The organism is Microbacterium yannicii, from assembly GCF_024055635.1.
In the GTDB taxonomy this organism is placed as follows: domain Bacteria; phylum Actinomycetota; class Actinomycetes; order Actinomycetales; family Microbacteriaceae; genus Microbacterium; species Microbacterium yannicii.
The window spans coordinates 19,395-40,647 of record NZ_JAMXMB010000025.1 but is presented as its reverse complement, the minus strand read 5'-3'; the positions used below and the strand labels follow the sequence as shown (position 1 = coordinate 40,647).

Annotated in this window: 17 protein-coding genes; 8 read left to right on the top strand and 9 right to left on the bottom strand. The window is 70.3% G+C overall.

Annotation, left to right across the window (positions count from 1 at the left end):
- Nucleotides 1-15: 15 nt before the first annotated feature.
- From surE to NCG93_RS09905, 4 genes are all read right to left on the bottom strand, one after another.
- On the bottom strand, nt 16-783 hold the full coding sequence (gene surE, locus NCG93_RS09920; protein WP_194413913.1) for a 5'/3'-nucleotidase SurE: 768 nt from the start codon (nt 781-783) through the stop codon (nt 16-18).
- Entirely contained in the window at nt 780-1,871 is a 1,092-nt protein-coding gene (locus tag NCG93_RS09915) for a 1-phosphofructokinase family hexose kinase (protein WP_194413912.1), read from the bottom strand. Before NCG93_RS09915 ends, surE begins: the two co-directional genes overlap by 4 nt.
- Before the next feature lie 73 nt (nt 1,872-1,944).
- Nucleotides 1,945-2,967 carry an isopenicillin N synthase family dioxygenase gene (locus NCG93_RS09910; protein WP_194413911.1) on the bottom strand — a complete coding sequence of 341 codons (1,023 nt, stop codon included), beginning with the start codon at nt 2,965-2,967 and terminating at the stop codon, nt 1,945-1,947.
- Between the two features lie 94 nt (nt 2,968-3,061).
- Nucleotides 3,062-4,204, bottom strand: coding sequence for an epoxide hydrolase family protein (locus tag NCG93_RS09905; protein WP_194413910.1), 1,143 nt, complete (start codon nt 4,202-4,204; stop codon nt 3,062-3,064).
- 71 nt (nt 4,205-4,275) lie between these two features.
- On the opposite strand from NCG93_RS09905, the gene NCG93_RS09900 reads away from it, so the two are divergent.
- From NCG93_RS09900 to efeB, 4 genes are all read left to right on the top strand, one after another.
- On the top strand, nt 4,276-5,226 hold the full coding sequence (locus tag NCG93_RS09900) for a helix-turn-helix transcriptional regulator (RefSeq protein WP_194413909.1): 951 nt from the start codon (nt 4,276-4,278) through the stop codon (nt 5,224-5,226).
- Between the two features lie 157 nt (nt 5,227-5,383).
- On the top strand, nt 5,384-6,412 hold the full coding sequence (gene efeU / locus NCG93_RS09895) for an iron uptake transporter permease EfeU (RefSeq protein WP_194413908.1): 1,029 nt from the start codon (nt 5,384-5,386) through the stop codon (nt 6,410-6,412).
- On the top strand, nt 6,409-7,638 hold the full coding sequence (gene efeO / locus NCG93_RS09890; RefSeq protein ID WP_194413907.1) for an iron uptake system protein EfeO: 1,230 nt from the start codon (nt 6,409-6,411) through the stop codon (nt 7,636-7,638). The genes efeU and efeO overlap by 4 nt, the downstream gene beginning before the upstream one ends.
- Before the next feature lies 1 nt (nt 7,639).
- Nucleotides 7,640-8,962, top strand: coding sequence for an iron uptake transporter deferrochelatase/peroxidase subunit (efeB, locus tag NCG93_RS09885; protein ID WP_194413906.1), 1,323 nt, complete (start codon nt 7,640-7,642; stop codon nt 8,960-8,962).
- Nucleotides 8,963-8,978: 16 nt separating this feature from the next.
- Here the strand turns inward: efeB and NCG93_RS09880 are convergent, their stop codons facing one another.
- Complete coding sequence (locus tag NCG93_RS09880) at nt 8,979-10,154, bottom strand: acyltransferase family protein (RefSeq protein WP_194413905.1); 1,176 nt, start codon at nt 10,152-10,154, stop codon at nt 8,979-8,981.
- Nucleotides 10,155-10,283: 129 nt separating this feature from the next.
- Between NCG93_RS09880 and NCG93_RS09875 the strand changes: the two genes are divergently transcribed.
- Together NCG93_RS09875 and NCG93_RS09870 are read left to right on the top strand one after the other, a co-directional pair.
- Complete coding sequence (locus NCG93_RS09875; RefSeq protein WP_194413904.1) at nt 10,284-11,780, top strand: carboxylesterase/lipase family protein; 1,497 nt, start codon at nt 10,284-10,286, stop codon at nt 11,778-11,780.
- Nucleotides 11,781-11,793: 13 nt separating this feature from the next.
- A complete protein-coding gene (locus NCG93_RS09870) occupies nt 11,794-12,675 on the top strand; it encodes an alpha/beta fold hydrolase (protein WP_194413903.1) in 882 nt (293 codons plus the stop codon).
- A 40-nt stretch (nt 12,676-12,715) separates the two neighbouring features.
- On the opposite strand, the gene NCG93_RS09865 is transcribed toward NCG93_RS09870, so the two are convergent.
- The 4 genes from NCG93_RS09865 to NCG93_RS09850 are packed head-to-tail and all read right to left on the bottom strand — an operon-like array spanning nt 12,716 to nt 18,061.
- Nucleotides 12,716-13,633 (bottom strand): carbohydrate ABC transporter permease, encoded by a 918-nt coding sequence (locus NCG93_RS09865; protein ID WP_194413902.1) that lies wholly within the window; start codon nt 13,631-13,633, stop codon nt 12,716-12,718.
- Complete coding sequence (locus tag NCG93_RS09860) at nt 13,633-14,568, bottom strand: carbohydrate ABC transporter permease (protein ID WP_206687598.1); 936 nt, start codon at nt 14,566-14,568, stop codon at nt 13,633-13,635. The genes NCG93_RS09865 and NCG93_RS09860 overlap by 1 nt, the downstream gene beginning before the upstream one ends.
- 1 nt (nt 14,569) lies before the next feature.
- Nucleotides 14,570-15,856: an ABC transporter substrate-binding protein gene (locus NCG93_RS09855; RefSeq protein WP_194413901.1), complete on the bottom strand. Its 1,287-nt coding sequence runs from the start codon at nt 15,854-15,856 to the stop codon at nt 14,570-14,572.
- 36 nt (nt 15,857-15,892) lie between these two features.
- The gene (locus NCG93_RS09850; protein ID WP_194413900.1) at nt 15,893-18,061 is read right to left on the bottom strand and encodes an alpha-galactosidase; all 2,169 of its coding nucleotides are present in this window, start codon (nt 18,059-18,061) and stop codon (nt 15,893-15,895) included.
- A gap of 122 nt (nt 18,062-18,183) precedes the next feature.
- Here NCG93_RS09850 and NCG93_RS09845 point away from each other — a divergent pair, with 122 nt between their 5' ends.
- The gene (locus NCG93_RS09845) at nt 18,184-19,299 is read left to right on the top strand and encodes an ROK family protein (protein ID WP_194413899.1); all 1,116 of its coding nucleotides are present in this window, start codon (nt 18,184-18,186) and stop codon (nt 19,297-19,299) included.
- 24 nt (nt 19,300-19,323) lie between these two features.
- Complete coding sequence (locus NCG93_RS09840; RefSeq protein WP_194413898.1) at nt 19,324-21,108, top strand: glycoside hydrolase family 13 protein; 1,785 nt, start codon at nt 19,324-19,326, stop codon at nt 21,106-21,108.
- Nucleotides 21,109-21,253: the final 145 nt, after the last annotated feature.

The following is a 21,253-nucleotide window of genomic DNA, read 5'->3' as shown; positions in this document are numbered from 1 at the left end:
GGCGCGCGGGGCAGGTCACGACGGATGCGCGGATGCCATGGACGCGTCGAAGCCGAGCGGCAGCTGTGACACCGGGTCGAGGCCGGTGAGCGTCACCCACCCGTCAGCCAGGAGCGCGGCGTCGCTGCCGGGCTCGGGCGTATTCGGCAGGTCTTCGACCGCCAGGCGGATGTGGCCCGCGTCCCGCTCGCTCAGAGTGGTCTGGACGATGCCGAACGGAGCGAGGCCCGCTTCGACGACTCCCCGGTTCGCCGCCGCGTTGGGGGCGTTCAGGTTCACGACAGTGCCGCGGGGGCGCTCGAGCAGGAACGGGAGGACTCCCACCGCAGCAGCGGCGGCGGCCTCCCAGTGGAACTGCGTCGGATTCATCCCGACGTCCAAGGAGACCGCGACGGCCCACGCGCCGTTCAGCCCGCCGGTCAGCGCGGCGCCGACGGTGCCCGAGTGCAGGATCGCGCGCCCCACGTTGGCGCCGTGATTGACGCCCGACAGCACGAGCTCTGCCGGTTCGCCGAAGGCGCCGTGCGCGGCGATGAGGGCGATGAGGCCGGGTCCGCCGCGGACGGCGTAGGCGGCGATCCCGTCGAGTCCGGCCAGTTCGCGCTTCTCGATCGCGATGCGGCCGTCCTCCTCGGCGGCGACGATCGACGCGCTGGAGCCGCTGGACTGCCGGACCGGCGCCGCGATGGTCACGTCGAGGCCGGCGTCACGAGCAGCGCGGGCGAGCACGTGCAGCCCCGGCGCATCGATGCCGTCGTCGTTGGTGATGAGCGCGCGGGTCATCGCTGCTCTCCGGCTCCGGGCTGTCGCGGCTGCGTGATGTCGGGGTGCGCGGGCTCGTTGACATCGGCCGACGGGCCACTCGCCGGCTGCGTCCGCGGCTCGGCCAGTGCGGCGAGCCCGTCCGGGCTGACGTGGCCGGTGATGGGCTGATCCATCCCGGCGCCGGCGTCGTCGAGGATCTCCCGCAGCGTCACGGCTGCCCGCAGCGCGGCGATCGACTCGGGGTCGCCCGTGCCCAACCCGTGCCGGGTGACGTTGAGGGCCGCCGCGGCGACGCCTGTCACGATCGCGTCGCGCAGTCCCTCGCCCCTCACGATGCCGGCAGCCATGCCCGCCGTCAGCGAATCGCCGGCGCCCCTCGTGTCGGCGACCTCCATGCGGGGCGGGCGCACCTCCAGGAATCCGTCGGCGTCCAGCAGCAGGGTGGGCTCGGGTGATCTCGAGACGACCACGGCACCCGCTCCGCTCGTATGCAGGCGTCGCATCGCGGCCATGATGGCGGCGCTGCTGTCGTCGTCGACGAGGGCATCCTGCGCGAGCTCTTCGTCGCTGACCTTGAGCACGTCGATCCCGCCGTCCAGGGCGGCCTGGAGCCGGGCGCCGGACAGATCGACGACGACCTGGGCGCCGCCGGCACGCAGATCGGCGGCCAGCCGACGGTAGGTGTCGGCCGGGAGTGTCGCGTCGCCGGCCGGCCCGCTGAGGATCGCCAGGCCCGAGGCGAGTCCTTCGCGAAGAGTCATGCCGTAGAGCTCGTCGAGATCATGCCGTGCGAGGGGGTCGCCGCCCGTCTCGGCGATGATCCGACGCTCGCCGCCGCGGCGGTCGTGCACGTACGCGGACCCCTTCCCCGGGCGCTCGACCCCTGCGACGCTGAGGCCCTCGTCTTCCAGCAGATGCCGCAGCATCCGTCCGATCTCGCCCGTGAGACTGCAACAGATCGTCACCGAGACCCCGAGCCGCAGCAGCATGCGCGCCTGCCACACCCCCTGACCGCCGGCATGGAGATGGATGTCGGGCTCGCTGTCGTGCTCCTCGACCGTGACGGTGAGCGTCGGCGAGGGGGCGAAGATCGTCACGTCGCTCATACGGCCACGCTAGGCGGGCCGCCGGACGCTCCGGCACCCCCTTGCACCCTCGCAAGAGACCTGCAAGAAGTGCTCAGGCGGATGCCGCGGCCCGCGACGTGACGAGATCCGCGTGGTGGATCGCAGCGACGTCCGGGTGGGCGCGCAGCCGCGACTTCAGCGCGTTCTCGCCGTAGAGGGCGTGGATCGGGTTGGTCGGGTCCTGCGTGACGCCGCGGGCCCGCTCGGCGAGCTCGTCCGGCAGCTCGATCAGCGGCAGGCGCTTGTCCAGCGCGGGGTTGAAGAAGAACGGGACCGAGATGCGGTCGTCGGGGAACTTCGGCGAGATGACCCGGTGCTTCGTCGCGATGAGGTAGCCCTGCGTGGCGTACTCCAGCAGCTCGCCGATGTTGACGACGAAGGCGCCGGTGACCGGGGGAGCGTCCACCCACTGTCCTTCCCGCTCCACCTGGAGTCCGCCCTTCCCGGGCTCGACCCACAGCAGCGTGAGCACGCCGGAGTCCTTGTGGGCTCCGACGCCCTGCTGGGGCGTGGGGTCCTCCTTGCCGGGGTAGCGGACGATCTTGATGAGGGTGGACGGCTCGCCGAAGTGCTCGTCGAAGTAGTTCTCGGGCGCACCGAGCGACAGCGCCCAGGCGCGCAGCAGCTTCCGCGCGACGCCCGACAGGTGATCGTGCCACTCCGTGACGACGTCGCGCAGCTCGGGCTGCGCATCGGGCCAGAGGTTCGGCCCGATGAGGCGCGCGAAGTCCGGGGCATCCGGATCGGTCACGGCCGCGCGCTCGGGGCCGATGTCGATCTGCTCGCGCCAGTCGACCTTGCCCTGCGTACGCTCGCCGCCGATGCGCGTGTATCCGCGGAAATGCGGGCTGTTGACGTTCTCGATCGCGAGCTTGTCGGCCTCCGGGAGGGCGAAGAACTCACGGGCGACGCGATGGAGCCGTGCTTCCAGCTCGGACGAGACGCCGGTTCCGGTGAGGTAGAAGAACCCCACGTCGTGGGTCGCCGCGCGCAGGTCGTCGCGGAACTGCGCGGCCGCCTCGGCACCCGCGTCGAGCCGGGAGAGGTCCAGGATCGGCAGATTGAGCTCGGTCATGAGGCGAGGGTAGGCGGATGCGGTGGCATCCGCTCGGATTGTTGCGCAGGGTTAAGCGGGCCCGGCGGGTACGCCCGCCGGACCCGCTGCCACCTCACGACTGGGCGAAGAAGGCGCGGATGTCGCCGACGACCAGCTCGGGCACTTCGAGCGCGGCGAAGTGCCCGCCGCGCTCGAAGCGGCTCCAATGGACGATGTTCGTGTTGTCGCGTTCGGCGAACACCTTGATCGTCTGGAAGTCGTCCTTGAACACCGCCACCCCCGTGCGCGCGCCGCTCACGCGCGGCTCGGCATCCGCCAGCGCGTTCTCGCGGTAGGCGCGGCTCATGCCGGCCGACGCATTGGCGAACCACGCGACGCTCACCTCGGTGAGGATGGCGTCAAGCGGGACGAGGCTGGTGCCGTTGCCGAAGGAGTTGAACAGCTCGGCGTACGCCAGGTGGCCGACGGGGGAGTCGGACAGCGCCGCGGCGATCGTCTGCGGACGGGCGGCATTCATGGTGTTGTACGCGCCGACGGACTGGAACCACTGCATGTGCTCGAGCCCGGCATAGTCCTGCGGCTCGAGCTTCTCGAACTCGGCTGGATCACCCGAGGGGAACGAGAACAGCTGCAGCACGTGCAGGCCGAGGAAGCCCTCGGGAGCGAGCAGACCGAGCTCGCGCGCCACCATCGCCCCGTTGTCGCTCCCGTGGATGCCGTACGAGTCGTATCCGAGCCGGCGCATCAGCGTGTCGTAGGCGGACGCGACGCGCGCGGTGGTCCAGCCCGCCTGCGTGACCGGCTGGCTGAAGCCGAACCCGGGCGCATTCGGCACGACGACGTCGAAGGCGTCCTCGGCGCGGCCGCCGTGCGCGACGGGGTCGACGAGCGGACCGATCATGTCGAGGTAGTCGACGAATGAGCCCGGGTACGTGTGGGCCAGGATCAGCGGCGTGGCCCGCTCGTGCGGCGAGCGCACGTGCACGAAGTGGATCGGCTGTCCGTCGATCTCGGTGAGGAAGTGCGGGAACTCGTTCATTCGCGCCTCGGCGGCGCGCCAGTCGAAGCCGTCACGCCAGCGCGCGACGGCATCGGCGAGGTACTGGTTCGGCGTTCCCGACTCCCAGTCGTCGGACGGCGCCGGCTGGGGGAGCCGGGAGCGCACCAGCCGATCGTTCAGGTCGTCGAGGTCGGCCTGCGGGACGTCGATGCGGAAGGGGCGGATGTCGGTGCTGGCGGTGGTTTCGGTGTTCATGTCTTCGACGTTACGGTCGAAACAGGCAGGTTATCTTCCTGATATCTGACCACTTCGACGAATCGAGCGAGATGGCCGACACCTCTGCGCGGATGCTGGCACTCCTCGCGCTGCTGCAGAGCAGGCCGCGGTGGCCAGGTCCCGAGTTGGCGACGCGACTGGACGTGTCGGTGCGGACCATCCGCACCGACATCGAGCGCCTGCGCTCACTCGGCTACCCCGTCGAGGCGGAGCGCGGCCGCGCCGGCTCGTACCGGCTGGCCGCCGGTGGCAAGCTGCCGCCGCTGCTGCTGGACGACGAAGAGGCCGTCGCCGTGGCCATCGGCCTGCGCGTGGCGCGCGGGGTGGCCGGCGTCGACGAGGCGGGCGCGCGCGCCCTCGCGAAGCTGCTGCAGGTGCTGCCCGAGCGTCTGCGGCCCACTGTCGATGCGGTGGCGGCGACCATCGACAGCGGCCCCGAGAACGTCGGCACCGACGCACCCGATCCCGAGGTCGATCCGCGCGTGCTGAGTGCGGTCGCGCAGGCGGTGCATGCGGGGGAGTGGCTGCGCTTCGACGACCGCGGTACCGCTCGGCGTGTCGAGCCGTACCGGCTGCTCAGCTGGCAGCGTCGGTGGTACCTCGTGGCGCGCGATCCCGACACCGAGGAGTGGGAGACGTTCCGGCTGGACTGGATCGAACCCCGCATGCCCACGCGGCGCCGCTTCGACCCCGTCCCCGTGCCCGGGGGAGACTTCACCGACTTCGCGCTGCGCTCGATCGCGGCCGGCGGCTGGAACGTGCATGCGCGGCTGCGGATCGCCGCGCCGGCAGCGCAGGTGATCGCGCGCATCAACCCGACCGTCGGCGTCGTGGAAGCAGTGGGGCCGACGACGTCCGTGCTGGTGACGGGTGCCGACAGTCTCGAGACGATCGCGGCGTACATCGGCATGCTGGGCATGGACTTCACCGTGGACTCTCCCGCCGCACTCGTGCCCCACCTGCAGCGCCTGGCCGAGCGATACGCGAGGGCTGCCGGCTGAGCCCGCGGGCGCGGTCACGGAATGGACAATCCGGCATGGTGTCCGGTAGCGTCGAAGGTAAGGCTCACCTTACGTCGAACCGCCACGCGCATCACACCGCAGGAGTGCCGAGGCGCGACGGGGCGCCGCGTCATTTCGCACCATCTTGGGAAACCCGTTGCTCGCCACCTTCCTCATCGGCCTGCGTGAAGGCCTCGAAGCCGCGCTCGTCGTCGGCATCCTCGTCGCGTACCTGTCCAGGCTCGGCCGGCGCGACGTCCTGCCGCGGCTCTGGGCAGGTGTCGGGCTCGCCATCGCCCTGGCGCTCGTGATCGGCGCCGTCCTGACCTTCGGGGCGTACTCGCTGACGTTCGAGGCGCAGGAGCTGCTGGGCGGCACCCTGTCGCTCCTGGCCGTGGCGATGGTCACGTGGATGATCTTCTGGATGCAGCGCACCGCCCGCACCCTCAAGCGCACGCTCGAAGGCGGCGTGGACCGCGCGCTCGCCACCGGCGGGCTCTGGGCGCTCGTCGCCATCGGGTTCGTCTCCGTGGCGCGCGAGGGCGTCGAGACCACGCTGCTGCTCTGGTCGATGGTGCAGTCCTTCGGCGAGGCTCCGGCGGCGCTCGCCGGCGCCCTCCTGGGCCTCCTGGCCGCCGTGGTGCTCGGCTGGGCCCTCGCCCGCGGCATGCTGCGACTGGACCTGCGCATCTTCTTCGGCTGGACGGGCGCCTTCCTCGTGATCGTGGCCGCCGGGGTGCTCGCCTATGCGATCCACGACCTGCAGGAGGCCGGAGCGCTGCCCGGCCCCTTCACGGCCGCCGCGCCCGTCGATCCCGCCACCGGCGACGTCGCCATCGGCTGGGCGGCCTTCCCGTTCGGGTGGGCCTTCGATGTCACCGCCTCGATCGCCCCCGGCAGCGCCGTGGCCGCGATCCTGCAGGCGACCGTCGGCTTCATGCCGCGCATGTCGTGGCTGCAGGTCACCGCCTGGGTGCTCTACGTCGGCATCGTCGGCGGCATCTGGCTGCGCGGGCAGCTGCGCTCGCGCCCGGCCGCCCGCCCCGCACCCGCAGCCGCCGTGGCGGCGCCTGCAGCCCCGACGGCGGCGCCCGTAGCGGCGACCGCTGCGTCGCCCACGTCCGCATCCTCGGTGACCGGTCCTCACCGTTCATCTTCCGTCCCGTCCCCGCAAGGAGAAGCATGACCGCCCGTCGTCTCATACCGGCGCTCGCCGTCGCCGGCCTCGGCGCCCTCATCCTGTCCGGTTGCGTCGCGAAGAGCGAGGCCGCCTCATCCGACGCGCTGAGCGTGTCGTCGACGGCCTCCGGATGCGAGGTCTCGGGCGACGCTGCGAAGAGCGGGACGCTGAGCTTCGACGTGAGCAACGACGGCGACGAGGTCACCGAGTTCTACCTGCTCGCCGACGACGGCCTGCGGATCGTCGGCGAGGTCGAGAACATCGCGCCCGGCGCATCGCGCACCCTCACGGTCGTCGCGCAGCCGGGCGACTACTTCACGGTGTGCAAGCCGGGCATGATCGGCGACGGCGTCGGCCGCGCGGCCTTCGCCGTGTCGGGCGATGCTGTCGAGCTCTCGGGCGAGGATGCCGAGCAGAAGGAGCAGGCGGTCGGCCTCTACGCCGCCTTCGTCAAGGACCAGGTCGGGCAGCTCGCCCCGGCAGTGTCGGAGTTCGTCGCCGCGTACGAGTCCGGCGACGACGAGACCGCGCGTTCCCAGTTCGCCCTCGTGCGCGCGTACTACGAGCGCATCGAACCCGTCGCCGAGGCGCTCGGCGATCTCGACCCGCGCATCGACTACCGTGAGGTCGATGCGGTGGCCGAAGAGCTCGACTGGACCGGCTTCCACCGCATCGAGAAGGATCTGTGGGTGCCGGCCGCCGACGCGCTCAACGCCGACGGCGCGACGCCCGCCTGGCAGGACTGGGCCCCGTCGACCGAGGCGGAGCGCGCGGCGTTCGGCGACCAGCTGATCGCCGACGTGCAGGAGCTGTACGACTACGTGCACTCCGACGACTTCCAGGAGTCGCTCGACGCCCAGGGCATCGCCGGCATCTCCAACGGCGCCATCGCGCTCCTCGATGAGGTCGCCAACGGCAAGATCCAGGGCGAGGAGGACTGGTGGTCGGGTACCGACCTCTCGGACTTCGCCGCCAACGTCGAGGGCTCCAAGATGGCGTTCTCGCTGGTACGCGATTTCGCCGTGGCGCAGGGTGACGACGGCGCGGCGCTCGCCGACGAGATCGACGCCGGTTACGCCGACCTCGAGGCCGCGCTTGCGCAGTACGGCTCGCTCGACGGCGGGTTCGTTGTGTACACCGAGCTCACCGACGACGACAAGCGCGAGCTGACCGATCTGATCAACGCCCTCGCCGAGCCGCTCGCCCAGCTCACGAACACCGTACTGGCGTGACGTGACCGACCCGTCGACCGGCTCCGCCGGCGCTCCCGCTCCCGCGGGAGCGCCGGTGGTGGGCACCGGTCTCTCACGGCGGGGCGTGCTCGGGCTGGCGCTCGGGGCGGGTGCGGCCGGTCTCGCGCTCGGCGCCGGGGCGGGTGCCACGGCAGGCGTCGCGGTCGGGCGCATGAGGGAACAGGATGCCGCGGCATCCGTCTTCGACTACTACGGCGCGCATCAGGCCGGCATCACGACGCCCGTGCAGGATCATCTGCACTTCGCCTCGTTCGACATGATGGCGCGTACCGACCGCGACGACCTGGTGACGCTCCTCCAGGACTGGTCGTATGCCGCGGCCCGCATGACGCAGGGGCTCGACGTCAGCGCGACCGGGGCCGTGGGCGGATCGCCCGAGGCGCCGCCGGACGACACCGGCGAGGCGCTCGGGCTCGCGGCGAGCGGCCTCACGATCACGTTCGGCTTCGGCCCGACGCTGTTCGAGAACGGCGAGGGCGATCGTTACGGCCTCGCGGCCCGGCGCCCGGCGCGGCTCGCGCCGCTGCCGGTGTTCCTCGGTGACGACCTCGATCCCGCGCTCTCCGGCGGCGACCTGTGCATCCAGGCCTGCGCGGACGACCCGCAGGTCGCCGTGCATGCGATCCGCAACCTCAGCCGCATCGCCTTCGGACGCGCGCGCCTGCGGTGGTCGCAGCTCGGCTTCGGGCGCACATCGCGCACCACGGCGGGGCAGGCGACGCCACGCAACCTCTTCGGGTTCAAGGACGGCACCGCGAACATCCTCGCGACCGACGATGCGGCGCTCGCCGACCATGTGTGGGTCGGCGCCGCGGACGAGCCCGCCTGGCTGGCGGGCGGTTCATACCTCGTCGCACGGAAGATCGCGATGCTCATCGAGACCTGGGACCGCGTGCGCCTCTCGGAGCAGGAGTCGATCATCGGCCGCAGCAAGGGCGAGGGGGCGCCGCTGTCGGGCGGCGACGAGTTCACCGAACCCGACCTCGACGCCACCGGCGCCGACGGACTGCCGGCGATCGCGACCACCAGTCACGTGCGGCTCGCTCACCCCGACCTCAATGACGGCACGCGGATCCTGCGGCGCGGCTACAACTTCGTCGACGGCAACAACGAGCTCGGCCGCCTCGATGCCGGCCTCTTCTTCCTGTCGTATCAGCGCTCGCCCGCGCAGTTCGTGCGGCTGCAGCGGTCGCTGTCCACCGACACGATGAACGAGTACATCCGCCACGTCGGCTCCGGGCTGTGGGCCGTTCCGGCAGGCGCCGAGCCTGGCTCCTTCGTCGGAGCCGCGCTGTTCGCCTGAGCTCCCACGCGCGGCGTCAGCCGTTCTGGCGCGGGTCGGGCCGCGGCGTCCGCGGTTGCTCGCGCGGTCGGCGGGACCCGGTCGGGTCGCTGCGCCGCCCCTCCCGCCGAGTGAGGGCGGGGTCCGCGAAGAGCCACCGCGGGCGCGGCTCGATGAGCGGGCGGAAGAGCCGCCGCACCGGACGCGTCGCGAGACCCAGCGCGATGAGCACGGAGCCGACGATGACCAGGGGCAGCCAGAGCCAGGTGGGCTCGGCGTTGCGCAGCAGGCCGTTCTCACGGAACGGGTACAGCACGAACGAGTGCAGCAGGTAGACGTACATCGTGTACTGGCCGAAGTGGGTCCACCAGTGGCTGTCCCGCGGCAGCAGCGCGAAGAACGCCGCCGACAGCAGGACCGCCACGATCATGAGGGCGAGGCGCACGCCGCCGGCCCACCACTCGGTGCCGCCGATGGACGCGTAGTTCTCGTCGTAGAAGAGCCACTCCCGCAGGTTCATGGCGCGCCAGTCGTCGACGAAGAACCACGCTGTCCACGCCGCGACGGCGAACAGGCCGACGCTGCCGGCGACCACCCACCACGGGCGGCGGTCCAGCAGCCGCAGTCGGGCGACGATGTCGTGCTCGCGCAGCCACCAGCCGAGCGTGAAGAACGGGAGCAGCCCCAGAGTCCGCGACAGCGAGAACGTCGAGTCGATGTTGGGCAGGTATCCCGCCCCTATCGAGATCGCGACGGTCCAGAGCAGCGGCCAGCGCAGCAGCGCGAGGTAGGGGAGCACGACGCGGAAGATGCCCAGCGCCAGCAGGAACCAGAGCGTCCACGACGGCTCGGTGAGGTTGGGGTTGGCCTGCCCCTCGACGAGCCACTTCGTGAGGGTCCACAGCCCCTCGAACACGATGTACGGCAGCAGGATGTCGGTGATGACGCGCGCCATCTGCGTCCTCGTGGGGGCATCCGACTTGGAGAAGTACCCCGAGATCACGGCGAACGCCGGCATGTGGAACGCGTACACGACGAGGTAGAGGCTCAGTGCGATGTCGGAGTCGTACGTCAGGCGCTGCACGGCGTGGCCGAACACGACCAGGACGATGCAGGCGAAGCGGGCGTTGTCCCAGAAGGGCGTGCGCCGTCGCTGGCGGCCGGTGGACCCCGCCGCGGTGGTCGCGGTGGGGGGAACGCTGCTGCCGGTCATCGTCACCTCTCGCCGGGGCGCTGACCAGACTAGCCCGGCCGACGCGGGAGTGCCCTCGCTTGACACTGAGTCCCACGCTGGCCGAATGTGAGTACGAGCGCGCGACGGTGCCCGCCAAGAGGGGACGAGATGACGGATGCTGCGACCGACGCCCTCGCGAGCCCATCGGCGTCGGCTCCGCCGGTGGTGACGCTCAGCGCGGGCAGCGTCCGCGGCAGCCGCGAGGGCGGGATCGAACGCTTTCTCGGCATCCCGTACGCGGCTCCGCCGGTCGGCGATCTCCGCTTCGCTCCTCCGGTGCCCTCACCCGCATGGACAGGCCAGCGGGATGCCACGGCCTTCGGCTCGACGGCCCCGCAGCGCCCGTACGCCCCGGCGATCGCGACGTACCTCGCCACCGTCGAGGTGCCGGGCGACGACATCCTGACCGTCAACGTCTGGACACCCGCCGACCGCCCACCTGAAGCGGCGCTTCCGGTGCTGGTGTTCGTGCACGGGGGTGCGCTGACCCGCGGCACGACCGCGCTGCCCACCTATGACGGCGAGCGGTTCGCCCGCCACGGCATCGTGTACGTGTCGATCCAGTACCGCCTCGGCCAGGAGGGTTTCGCGGTGCTCGACGACGTGCCGCAGAATCTCGGCGTCCTCGACCAGCAGGCGGCCTTGCGCTGGGTACGCCGCGAGATCGCGGCGTTCGGAGGCGATCCGGGCCGGGTCACGGTCATGGGGCACTCCGCCGGGGCCAACACGCTGACAGCGCTCCTCGCTCAGCCGCACGCGGGGGAGCTGTTCGACCGGGCGATCCTGCAGTCCGGGCCGCTGGTGGCGCAGCCCCGAACGAAGGCGGCGCGCATGACGCGTGAGATCGCGAAGCGGCTCAAGGTCGCCGCCACGCGTGAGGCGTTCGCAGCCGTGCCGCCCGCCGACCTCGTGGCGCAGCAGACCGCGGTGGCTGCTGGAGGATCGCCCCTCGGCGGCGGTCCGACGGTCGCGCTCGCGATCGGCGGCGAGGCCGTCCCGCGCAATCCCCTGGACGCGTTGCTGGCGGGGGCGGGTCGCGGCATCCCGGTCCTCATCGGATCCACGAGCGAGGAGTACCGGCTGTGGCTCGTGCCCTCCGGTGCGGTCGACAAGGCCACGTGGCTCACTGTGGCCGCGGCGCGGCTTGCGGCACGCGTTCCCGCGCGGATCGTGCGCGCGCATCGCGCGCGTCGTCCGGACGCCTCCCCGGGCGAGGTGCTCGGCGAGGTGGTCACCGACATCCTGCTGCGGGGACCCATCACGCGGTTCGCCGACAGCCGGGTATCGGCGGCGGATGCGGGGACCTGGGTGTACGAGTTCCGGTGGCGCAGCCCCGTCGACAGGCTCGGCGCCGCGCACGTCATGGAGCTCGGCTTCGTCTTCGACCGCCTCGCGCAGCCGGATGCGATCGGCATCGGCGGTCCGGACGGTCCGCAGGCGCTCGCCGACGCGATGCACCGCGCCTGGGTCTCGTTCGTCTTGAGCGGCGATCCGGGCTGGGAGGCGTGGTCGAGCCGCCGGCCGGTGCAGGCGTTCGACGCCGACGGCGGCCATATCGACTACGCGCCGCGTCAGGACGAGCTCGACGGCCTTCCCGAGCGGTAGTCTCACAGTCGCGATGACGACGATCGACGACGCGCTCGCGCGCGACCAGGCCCTCCCCGACCTCGACTGGCATGTGTTCCCCGCCGGCACCGAGCGCGACGTGTTCCCTGCCCCCAGCGGCGGGCTGGCGCGCGTGCGGCTCGGGGATCCTGGCGCGCCGCGCGTCGTGCTCGTCCCGGGAGTGGCGGGGTCGAAGGAGGACTTCGTCCTGCTGTTCCCACTCCTGGCCGCGGCCGGTTACCGCGTCGAGGCGTACGACATCGCCGGGCACTACGAGTCCGTGGACGCGGGGCCGCAACATCTCGAGCCGCCGCGTGACTCCTACGACTATCCGCTGTTCGTCGACGACCTGGTCGCCATCCTCGAAGACGGCGGACCGGCGCACGTGCTCGGCTACAGCTTCGCGGGCCTGGTGACCGAGCTCGCCCTGGTCGCCCGCCCCGACCTGTTCCGCAGCCTCACGCTGATGGCGGCGCCGCCGGCGACCGGCCAGGTGTTCCGCGGCGTGAAGCACATCGGCCCCATCTCCGACATGTCGCCGCACCGGGCGGCAGGACTCATCCTGTGGGGTATCCGCTACAACCTGAACCGCACCGCTCCGGGACGCATCGCGTTCGTGCGCGAGCGGCTCGGCGTCACCGGACGCGCCTGCATCGACGACGTGGTCGGACTGATGATGGACACCCCCGACTTCGCCGGCGACGTGGCGGCCATCGACATCCCGAAGCTCATCGCCGTGGGCGAGCACGATCTCTGGCCGCAAGCGCAGCACGACGCGTACGCGGCTCGCATCGGCGCACGCGTCGCGACGTACGCGACGGGGCATGCGCCCTGCGAGACGGCGCCGCACCAGCTCGTGCGCGACATGCTGCAGCTGTTCGCCGACGCGCACTGACGGGAGCGGATGCCGCTGCGTGCGGCATCCGCTCTTCACGTCACTTGATCGAGCCGCGCGTGACGCCCGAGATCACCCAGCGCTGGCTGAAGATGTACACGATCAGAAGCGGTGCCATCGCCATGAGGTACGAAGCGAACGCGACGGTGTAGTCGGTGTTGAACTGCCCTTGGAACACGTACTGCGCGAGGGAGAGCGTCCGTGCGGAGGGCTCGGTCAGCACCACCAGGGGCATGATGAAGTCGTTCCACGCCCAGACGCACGTGATGATGCCGACGGTCGCGTTCATCGGCATCAGCAGCGGGAAGATCACCGACCAGAAGGTCCGCCAGGTGGAGGCGCCGTCGACGCGAGCCGCCTCCTCGAGCTCGATCGGGATCGAGCGGATGTAGGCCGTGTAGATGAATATGTTCAGTGACAGCCCGTAGATCGTGTAGAGGATGATCATGCCGGCCTGGTTGTCGAGGCCGAGGATCGAGGTCTGCTTCACCAGCGGCAGCATGATGATCGGAAAGGGGATGAACAGCGCGGCGAGCAGGTAGAAGAACACGCCCTTGAAGAACGGCCGGTGGATGTTGCGGGCCAGGGCGTACGCCACGATCGAGCTCGTCAGCAGCGTGAAGACCACCGAGCCGACGGTGATGATCGCCGTGTTCAGCAGCGCTTGCGGGAAGCTGGTGCGCACCCAGGCGTCTGCGAAGTTCTCCCAGCGGATCGGGTTGGGAATCTCGAACCCCGTGCCCTGCGTCAGCTGTTCCGGCGTCTTCAGGGCGACGACGACCGCGAGGTACAGCGGGATCAGCACGGTGAGCGAGCAGACCGCTATCAAGGCGGTGGCCCACCAGTTGGTCCTGCGGGTGTCGTCGTCGGCCACGTTGCGGCGCCGGCGCCGGACAGTCGGCGTGATCGCGTCCGCGTCCTGTTCGAGCTGTGACGAGGTGTTGGTCATGGTGGTCATCAGAAATCGGCCTCTCTGCGCTGAAGGACCCGGAATTGGAAGAGCGAGACGACGGTGATCACGATGAAGAAGACCACCGCGTTGGCCGTCTGGTAGGCGAACTCGCCGCCTGAGAAGCCACCCCGGAAGATGAGCAGCGTCACCGATTCGGTCGACGTGCCCGGTCCGCCGTTGGTGAGCGCGACGATCGGGTCGAAGACCTGCAGGAAGCCCTTCAGGCTCAGCACCACGTTGATGGTGAAGAACGCGCCGATGAGCGGGAAGGTGATCGAGCGGAACTGCCGCCAGGGCGACGCCCCGTCGAGGGAGGACGCCTCGTAGAGTTCCGCGGGGATCGTCTGCAGCCCGGAGAGGTAGATGATGATCGCGAAGGCGCAGGCCTGCCACACGGCCAGCGCGACGATGGCGGTCCAGGCCCACGTCTCGTTGGTCAGGATGTTGTCTCGGAACAGCGGGATCCCCGACAGGATCTTCGGCAGCGAGTTCGAGAAGAAGAACTGGAACACGTAGCCGATCACCAGGATGGCCAGGATGTAGGGCACGAAGTACACGCCGCGCCAGAAGTTCCGCGCCTTGATCTTGGCGTTGAGCCCGAGCGCGATGGCCAGCGAGAACGCGTTCGTCAGGATCGTCGCGACGATCGCGAACAGGAACGAGAACCCGTACGCCTGCAGCACGCGATCGTCCCGGAACAGGTTGAGGTAGTTCGACAGGCCCACGAAGTTCCATGCGCCGTAGCCGGCGTAGTTCGTGAAGCTGAAGAAGATGCCGACGACGACCGGGAGGGTGTGGAAGGCCGCGAACGCGATGACCGCCGGCCACACCATCCAGTAGTAGGTCGCGGGTGCGCGCGACGAGTCCGTGCGCGTGCGGGCGGCACGGCGACGAGTCGTCCCGGCCGGCGTGGATCGGACGGCTTCGGTGAGGGTGGCCATGTCATTCTCCTGTCACGGGGATCGTGCGCGCGGCCACCTTGGCCCACTCGCTGTCGAGGGTCTGAAGCGCCTTCTCGGCGTCTCCGTCGAACAAGAACTGCTGGTCGGTGGGGATCAGCGGGACGGCCGGCGGGATCTGGTGGTCGATGAAGCCCGTGATCCTCTGGTCTTCGAAGAAGGGCCGCACGGACTGCAGTGCGGGATCGTCGCTGAGTTCGGCCCCCTCGACGGAGGGCACCATGTTCTGAGATTCGGCGAAGCGCTCGATCACGTCGGGCTGGAACACGAAGTCGATGAATCGCATCGCTGCATCGTGCTTCGGGTTGTCCTTGCCGAGCGTGAACACGACATCGACGCCGGAGACGAGCAGGCTCTCACCGGGCTCGTCGGTGGGGTAGGGGAAGATCCCCATCCGGATGTCGGGATTCACCTGCTTGATCGGGTTGGTGGCCCAGATGCCCTGCAGCAGCATCGCCGACTCGCCACGGGCGAACGCCGCGTTTCCGTCGTCGTACGTCTTTCCGCGATAGCCCTCCTGCATGTAGGAGTAGAGCTGGTACTGCCGGTCCATCGCCGTGGCGAAGTCCTTCTCGAACGACACCTCGGACTCCGGCCCCACGTCAGCACCCTCCTCGCGCATCTTGTCGAAGAAGCCGTCCTGCGCGGGGTACGCGCCGAGGGCGTTCCAGGAGGGGATGGCCGTCCACGAATCGGCCAGGGTTCCGTAGAACGGCTGGATGCCGGCATCCATCAGCGCATCGCAGACGGCGATGAGCTCGTCCCAGGTCTGCGGAACCTCGAGACCCTGCTCGTCGAAGATGTCCTGGTTGTAGATGATGCCGTTGGCGTTGTTCACGTAGCCGAGGCCGTTCACCTCGTCGCCGTACGTGCCGAGGTCGGCGAGGATCTCCTGCACGGCAGGGTTGATCGTGTCGAGAACCGGTTCGTCCGAGAAGTCGTAGAACACTCCGGCCTGGGCGAGCCGGCCGAAGTTGCCGTTCGCGTTGAGCGTGATGACGTCGGGCACCCGATCCTTCACCAGAAGGGTCCGGATCGCGGTGTCAGCGTCGGCCACCTGGTTCTGCACGACACGGATGTCGGGGTTCTCGGCCTCGAACTCCGCGATGATCTCGGTGAAGTCCTCGAGCGCCTCACCCTTGAACTGGAAGAAGTTCAGAGTGGTGACGCCGTCGGCCGGCTCTTGTGCGCAGCCGCCGACAGCGGCGGCCGTTGCGACTATGGCGGCGACCGCGAGCGGTCTGATCCATCGTCGGTGAGTTGTTCTCATCGTGCGCCTCCTTGCGCGTGGGGTCGGTGAGGGTGTTCAGTTCTCGGCGGTGAGTTCGACGACCATGGCCTGCTGCGGTCGCTGCACCGGGGCACGGACACCCGCCTCGGCGAGTTCGCGGCCGGTCAGCACGGGCGCAGCTTCCGCCCAGGCGAGCGGCGACTGCCCGGCGTCGGCGCCGTCACGCATCAGCACGCGCAGTCGATAGCTGCGTGCCGGATCGAGTCCGGGCAGGCGGATCCGTCCCGGGGGATAGGCGGCGCCCGTCGCCGTCTGCACGATCGTGAAGACGGCCGATGCCGCATCTGCGGCGATCATGCCGCGCACATCGATGCCCGGCTCGGCGCCGTCGACGTGGACGACGCGGCCGGATGCGATGACGGGACGCAGGCGCTTCGCGAGCGCCACCCAGTCCGCGATGGCGGCGCGCGTGGCGTCGTCGACGGTCGTGAGGTCCCACTCGATGCCGAAGTGGCCGAACAGCGCGACGGCGCCGCTCAGGCCGAGCGAGACCGTGCGCCCCGACGAGTGGACGACGGGGCTCGTCAGGTGCATGCCGAGCATCTCGGGCGGCACGACGATGCCGGTGTGTTTCTGGTTGTCGAGGCGTTCCAGGGGATCGAGGCTGTCGCTGGTCCACACCCGGTCGGTGCGATCGAGGATGCCGAGATCCACGCGCGCCCCGCCCGAAGCGCAGCTCTCGATCTCCAGCCCGGGGTGCGCCGCCTTGAGCTCGTCGAGCAGGCGGTAGACGGCCAGGGTGTGCTCGTGCACGCGCGCATTGCCGGCCGGGCCGCTTGCGGCATCCACCAGATCGCGGTTGTGGTCCCACTTGAGGTACGCGATCGGGTATTCATCGAGGAGGGTGTGAAGCCGCTCGGCGATGTGGGCGTACGCCTCGGGATGCGAGAGGTCGAGCACCTGCTGCTGCCGCGCGGACGGCGGCAGCGACATCCGTCCCCGCAGGATCCAGTCGGGATGCCGGCGTGCGAGGTCGCTGTCGGGGTTGACCATCTCGGGCTCGACCCAGAGTCCGAACTCCATGCCGAGGGCGCGGACGTGATCGACCAGCGGGTGCAGGCCGTCCGGCCACACCTCTCCGTCCACCGTCCAGTCGCCGAGCCCGGCGGTGTCGTCGCGGCGGCCCTCGAACCACCCGTCGTCGAGCACGAACCGTTCGACGCCGACGGATGCCGCGGCGTCGGCGAGGGCGGTGAGGTGAGCGAGAGAGTGGTCGAAGTAGACGGCCTCCCACGTGTTGAGTGTGACGGGGCGCGGGCGCCGCGGATGCTGCGGACGCGCACGCCATTCGTCGTGGAAGCGCCGTGAGAGGTCGGTCAAACCCTCGCCCCAGGAGCCGATGACCCAGGGGGAGCTGTATGCCGCCCCGCCCGGCAGGACGATCTCGCCGGGCAGGAGAAGCTCGCCGCCGGCCAGGAAGGCGTCGCCGCTCACGCTGCGCTCCGCGACGACGCGATGGTTTCCACTCCACGCCACGTGGATGCCGTGCACGCGCCCTCGCTCGAAGCCGAAGCCGGGGCGACCCGCAGCGAGCAGGATCGAGGCATCCGCGCCGGTGCGGCCGCGACGGCTCTCGCGGACGTGGGAGCCGAAGGTGAGTTCCCGCCGCTGCGGCGAGCGCTCGCGCAGATGATGTCCAGTGGTGTCGAGGATCTCGGTCGCGTCCCAGGGGAGTGGGAAGGTCGGCTGCGCGGTCTGCAGGACGTAGGGGGTGGCGCCGGTGTTGCGCACCGTGATGCGCTGGTGGAAGAGACCGCTCGGTCCGATGCGCAGCTCGGCGCGCACCGCGAGGCCGGCCTCGGCATCGGCGAGGGCGATGCTCGCCCGGTGCTCGCCTGCCTGCACATCGGCGATGGTGAGGAGGATGCTGACCCCCGAGCCGTCGCGGTGGCCCTCCAGAGCAGGTGTGCCGAACCAGCCCTCGGCGCCCGTGGGCACGAGTGTCAGAGCCGGGGCGGCATCGAGGCCGCCGGAGACGCGCTGGCCGCGGGCTGCGATCGCGAGCCCCGCGAGCGTGTCGGGCGTGGAGTCGGAGAGCGCTGCGCCCCAGTGCACGATCGTCGGCGCCGCCGACGCATCGAGGTCCACGACGACGCTCGTGCCGCCGCGGGTGAGGTGGAGCACCCGCGCGTCCGAGGGGCGGGCGGTGTGCTCGGCGTCGAGCAGCGGACCGGTGCTGTGCATGGCATTAGTTCTAGCATGGAAGTAATGGTGACGACAAGGGCAAGAATCGGCCGTCGAATCTCGCTGAGACAGCCTCATTCGTGCCAAGATGGAACCATTACCCAGGGGAGGGGTCGCCGAGGATGCTGACGGACAGTGAACGTGCGCTCGCGCGAGCGGTGCTCATCCACGGGCCCATCGCCCGCAGCGCGCTCACGAACCGCCTCGGCCTCTCGCCTGCGAGCCTCACGCGGCTGGCCAAGCCCTTCCTCGATCGCGGCTATCTCATCGAGCTCGACGACCTCGCGGACGGGTCGGTCGGGCGTCCCGTCCGACCGCTCGACGTCGCGCCGGGACTCGGCCGATTCGCCGGAGTCAAAGTCACCGGCGATGCCCTCGAGGTGGTCGTGACCGACGTGCGGGCCGCACTGCTCGCTCAGCGCACCGCCGCGCTCGAGACGCATGAGCCGGACGGGGTCGCCTCGCGCATCGCCGAGGTGATCCGGTCGCTGGAGGTCGAGGCGCTGGTCGGCGTCGGCGTCGCGTTGGGCGGAGCCGTGGATGGCGGCACCGTGCGCTACGCCCCGTTCCTCGAGTGGGAGGACGTGCGCTTCGCTTCCCTCCTGGAACAAGAGCTGGGGGTTCCGGTCGCGCTCGAGAACGATCTCGTGGCGCTTGCCGAGGCGGAGCGCTGGTTCGGTCTCGGCCGCGGCATTCCGGGTTTCGTCGTCCTGACGATCGGCGCGGGGGTCGGCTACGGCCTCGTGGTGGGCGGCGAGGTCGTGCGCTCGGCCGAAGCGGGCCTCGGACTGGGCGGACACATCCCGCTCAACGACAACGGTCCGCTCTGCCAGGCCGGGCACCGCGGCTGTTCCCAGGCGTTGCTCACATCGGGCTCGATCGCGGCGCAGGTCTCGGCAGCGCTGCAACGCCCGGTGACGTATGACGAGGCCCTCGAACGCGCCGTGGCCGGCGATCCGGCCGCCGCCGCCGTCGTGGAGGCCGCGGCGGATGCGCTCGGCCGACTGATCGCCCTGGCGGCGAATCTGACCTTTCAGACCGCCGCGGTGCTGGCCGGCGAAGGGATCGGGCTCTTCGCGATCGCCGAGGACAGGGTGCGAGCCGCCATCGCCGCAGGTCGCGATCCCCGCGCCGAGCCGGTGCGCCTCTACGTGGACGACTCCGGATTCACGGCATGGGCACGTGGTGCCGCTGCCGTCTCCATCCAAGCCGCCGTCGATCGACTGCGACTCGACTGACCCCTCACCGACCAGGACGCCCTCATGAGCCTCGACCCCCAGACCGCATCCGCACACAGCACTGCTGGCGACCCGCCCGCCTGGTGGACTGGTGCGGTCGTCTACCAGATCTACCCGCGCTCGTTCCAGGACTCCGACGGCGACGGCATCGGCGACCTGCGCGGCGTGCTGCAGCGCATCGACCACCTTGTGGAACTCGGCGTGGACGTGGTGTGGTTCTCGCCGATCTACCGGAGCCCGCAGGACGACAACGGCTACGACATCAGCGACTACTGCGACGTCGACCCGCTGTTCGGCACACTGGCCGACCTGGACGAGGTGATCGCCGCGCTCCATGGCCGCGGCATCCGTGTCGTGATGGATCTCGTCGTCAACCACACCAGCGACGAACATCCGTGGTTCGTCGAGTCCCGGTCGTCGAAGGACTCGCCCCGGCGCGACTGGTACTGGTGGCGCCCACCGCGCGAAGGCATGGTGGCGGGGGAGCCGGGCGCCGAGCCGACGAACTGGGCATCCGCGTTCTCGGGACCCGCCTGGGAGCTCGACGAGGCGACGGGCGAGTACTTCCTCCACCTGTTCAGCCGCAAGCAGCCCGACCTCAACTGGGAGAACCCGGACGTGCGCGCGGCGGTCTACGACATGATGCGCTGGTGGCTCGATCGCGGCGTCGACGGCTTCCGCATGGACGTGATCAACCTCATCTCGAAAGCGGTCGGCGCCGACGGGTCGCTTGCCGACGGCGAGGTCGTCGACGGGCGCTTCGGCGACAGCCGTCTGCAGACGGTCAACGGCCCGCGCCTCCACGAGTTCCTGCAGGAGATGCACCGAGAGGTGTTCGAGGGCCGCCGCGAAGCCCTGCTGCTGGTAGGGGAGACGCCCGGCGCCACCGTCGAGGATGGCCGCCTGTTCACGGACCCCGCCCGCCGAGAGCTCGACATGGTGTTCACCTTCGAGCACGTCCACATCGATCACGGTCCGGGTGGCCGGTTCGACCTGCGTCGGCTGGACCTGCGCGAACTGAAGGCGACGATGGCGCGCTGGCAGCACGGGCTCTTCGACGCCGGGTGGAACTCTCTGTACTGGGAGAACCACGACCAGCCCCGCAGCGTCTCGCGGTTCGGCGACGACGGCGCGTATCGCCGCGAGTCCGCGACCATGCTCGCGACCGTGCTGCACCTGCACCGCGGCACGCCGTACGTGTACCAGGGCGAGGAGCTCGGGATGACGAACGCGCACTTCCGCGAGCTGTCGGATTATCGCGACATCGAGTCCCTGCGCTACGCGGCGGAGTCCCGTGCCCACGGGCGGCTCACCGACGAGCAGCTGGTGGCGGCGCTCGGATCGGGCAGCCGCGACAACGCGCGCACGCCGGTGCAGTGGGACGGGAGTCCTGCGGCCGGTTTCACGACCGGCGAACCGTGGATCGGGGTCAACCCCAACCACGCGATGGTCAATGCCGAGGCCGAGCGCGGGGATCCGGCATCCGTCTTCCACCACTATCGCCGCCTCATCGCGCTGCGGCACGAAGACCCGGTGGTGCGGCTCGGCGACTTCGCGCTGGTCGCGCCCGGTCACCCCCACGTCTACGCCTTCACGCGCTCGGGCGGCGGTCCGACGCTCTTCGTCGCCGGCAGCTTCTCGGGCGACCCGCAGGAGATCGAGGTCGAGGGCGTCGCTCCCGAGTCGGCAGAACTCGTGGTCGGCAACTACGACGATGCGCCCGACATCGCCGACGGGGTGCTGCGCCTTCGGCCGTGGGAGGCCGTGGTGCTGCGGGAATCACACGGAGCGGTGCCGGACCAGCGATGAATCCAGCGGATGCCGGAGGCCGCGGCATCCGTTCGGGAATAACCTTTGAGCGGACACGTTGCACGAGATACATTCATTTGCATAGATTCGTCCGCGACGGAGATCCCGCACGGCGAACGGAGCCCTGAGTCAGGGGAAGCGGAGA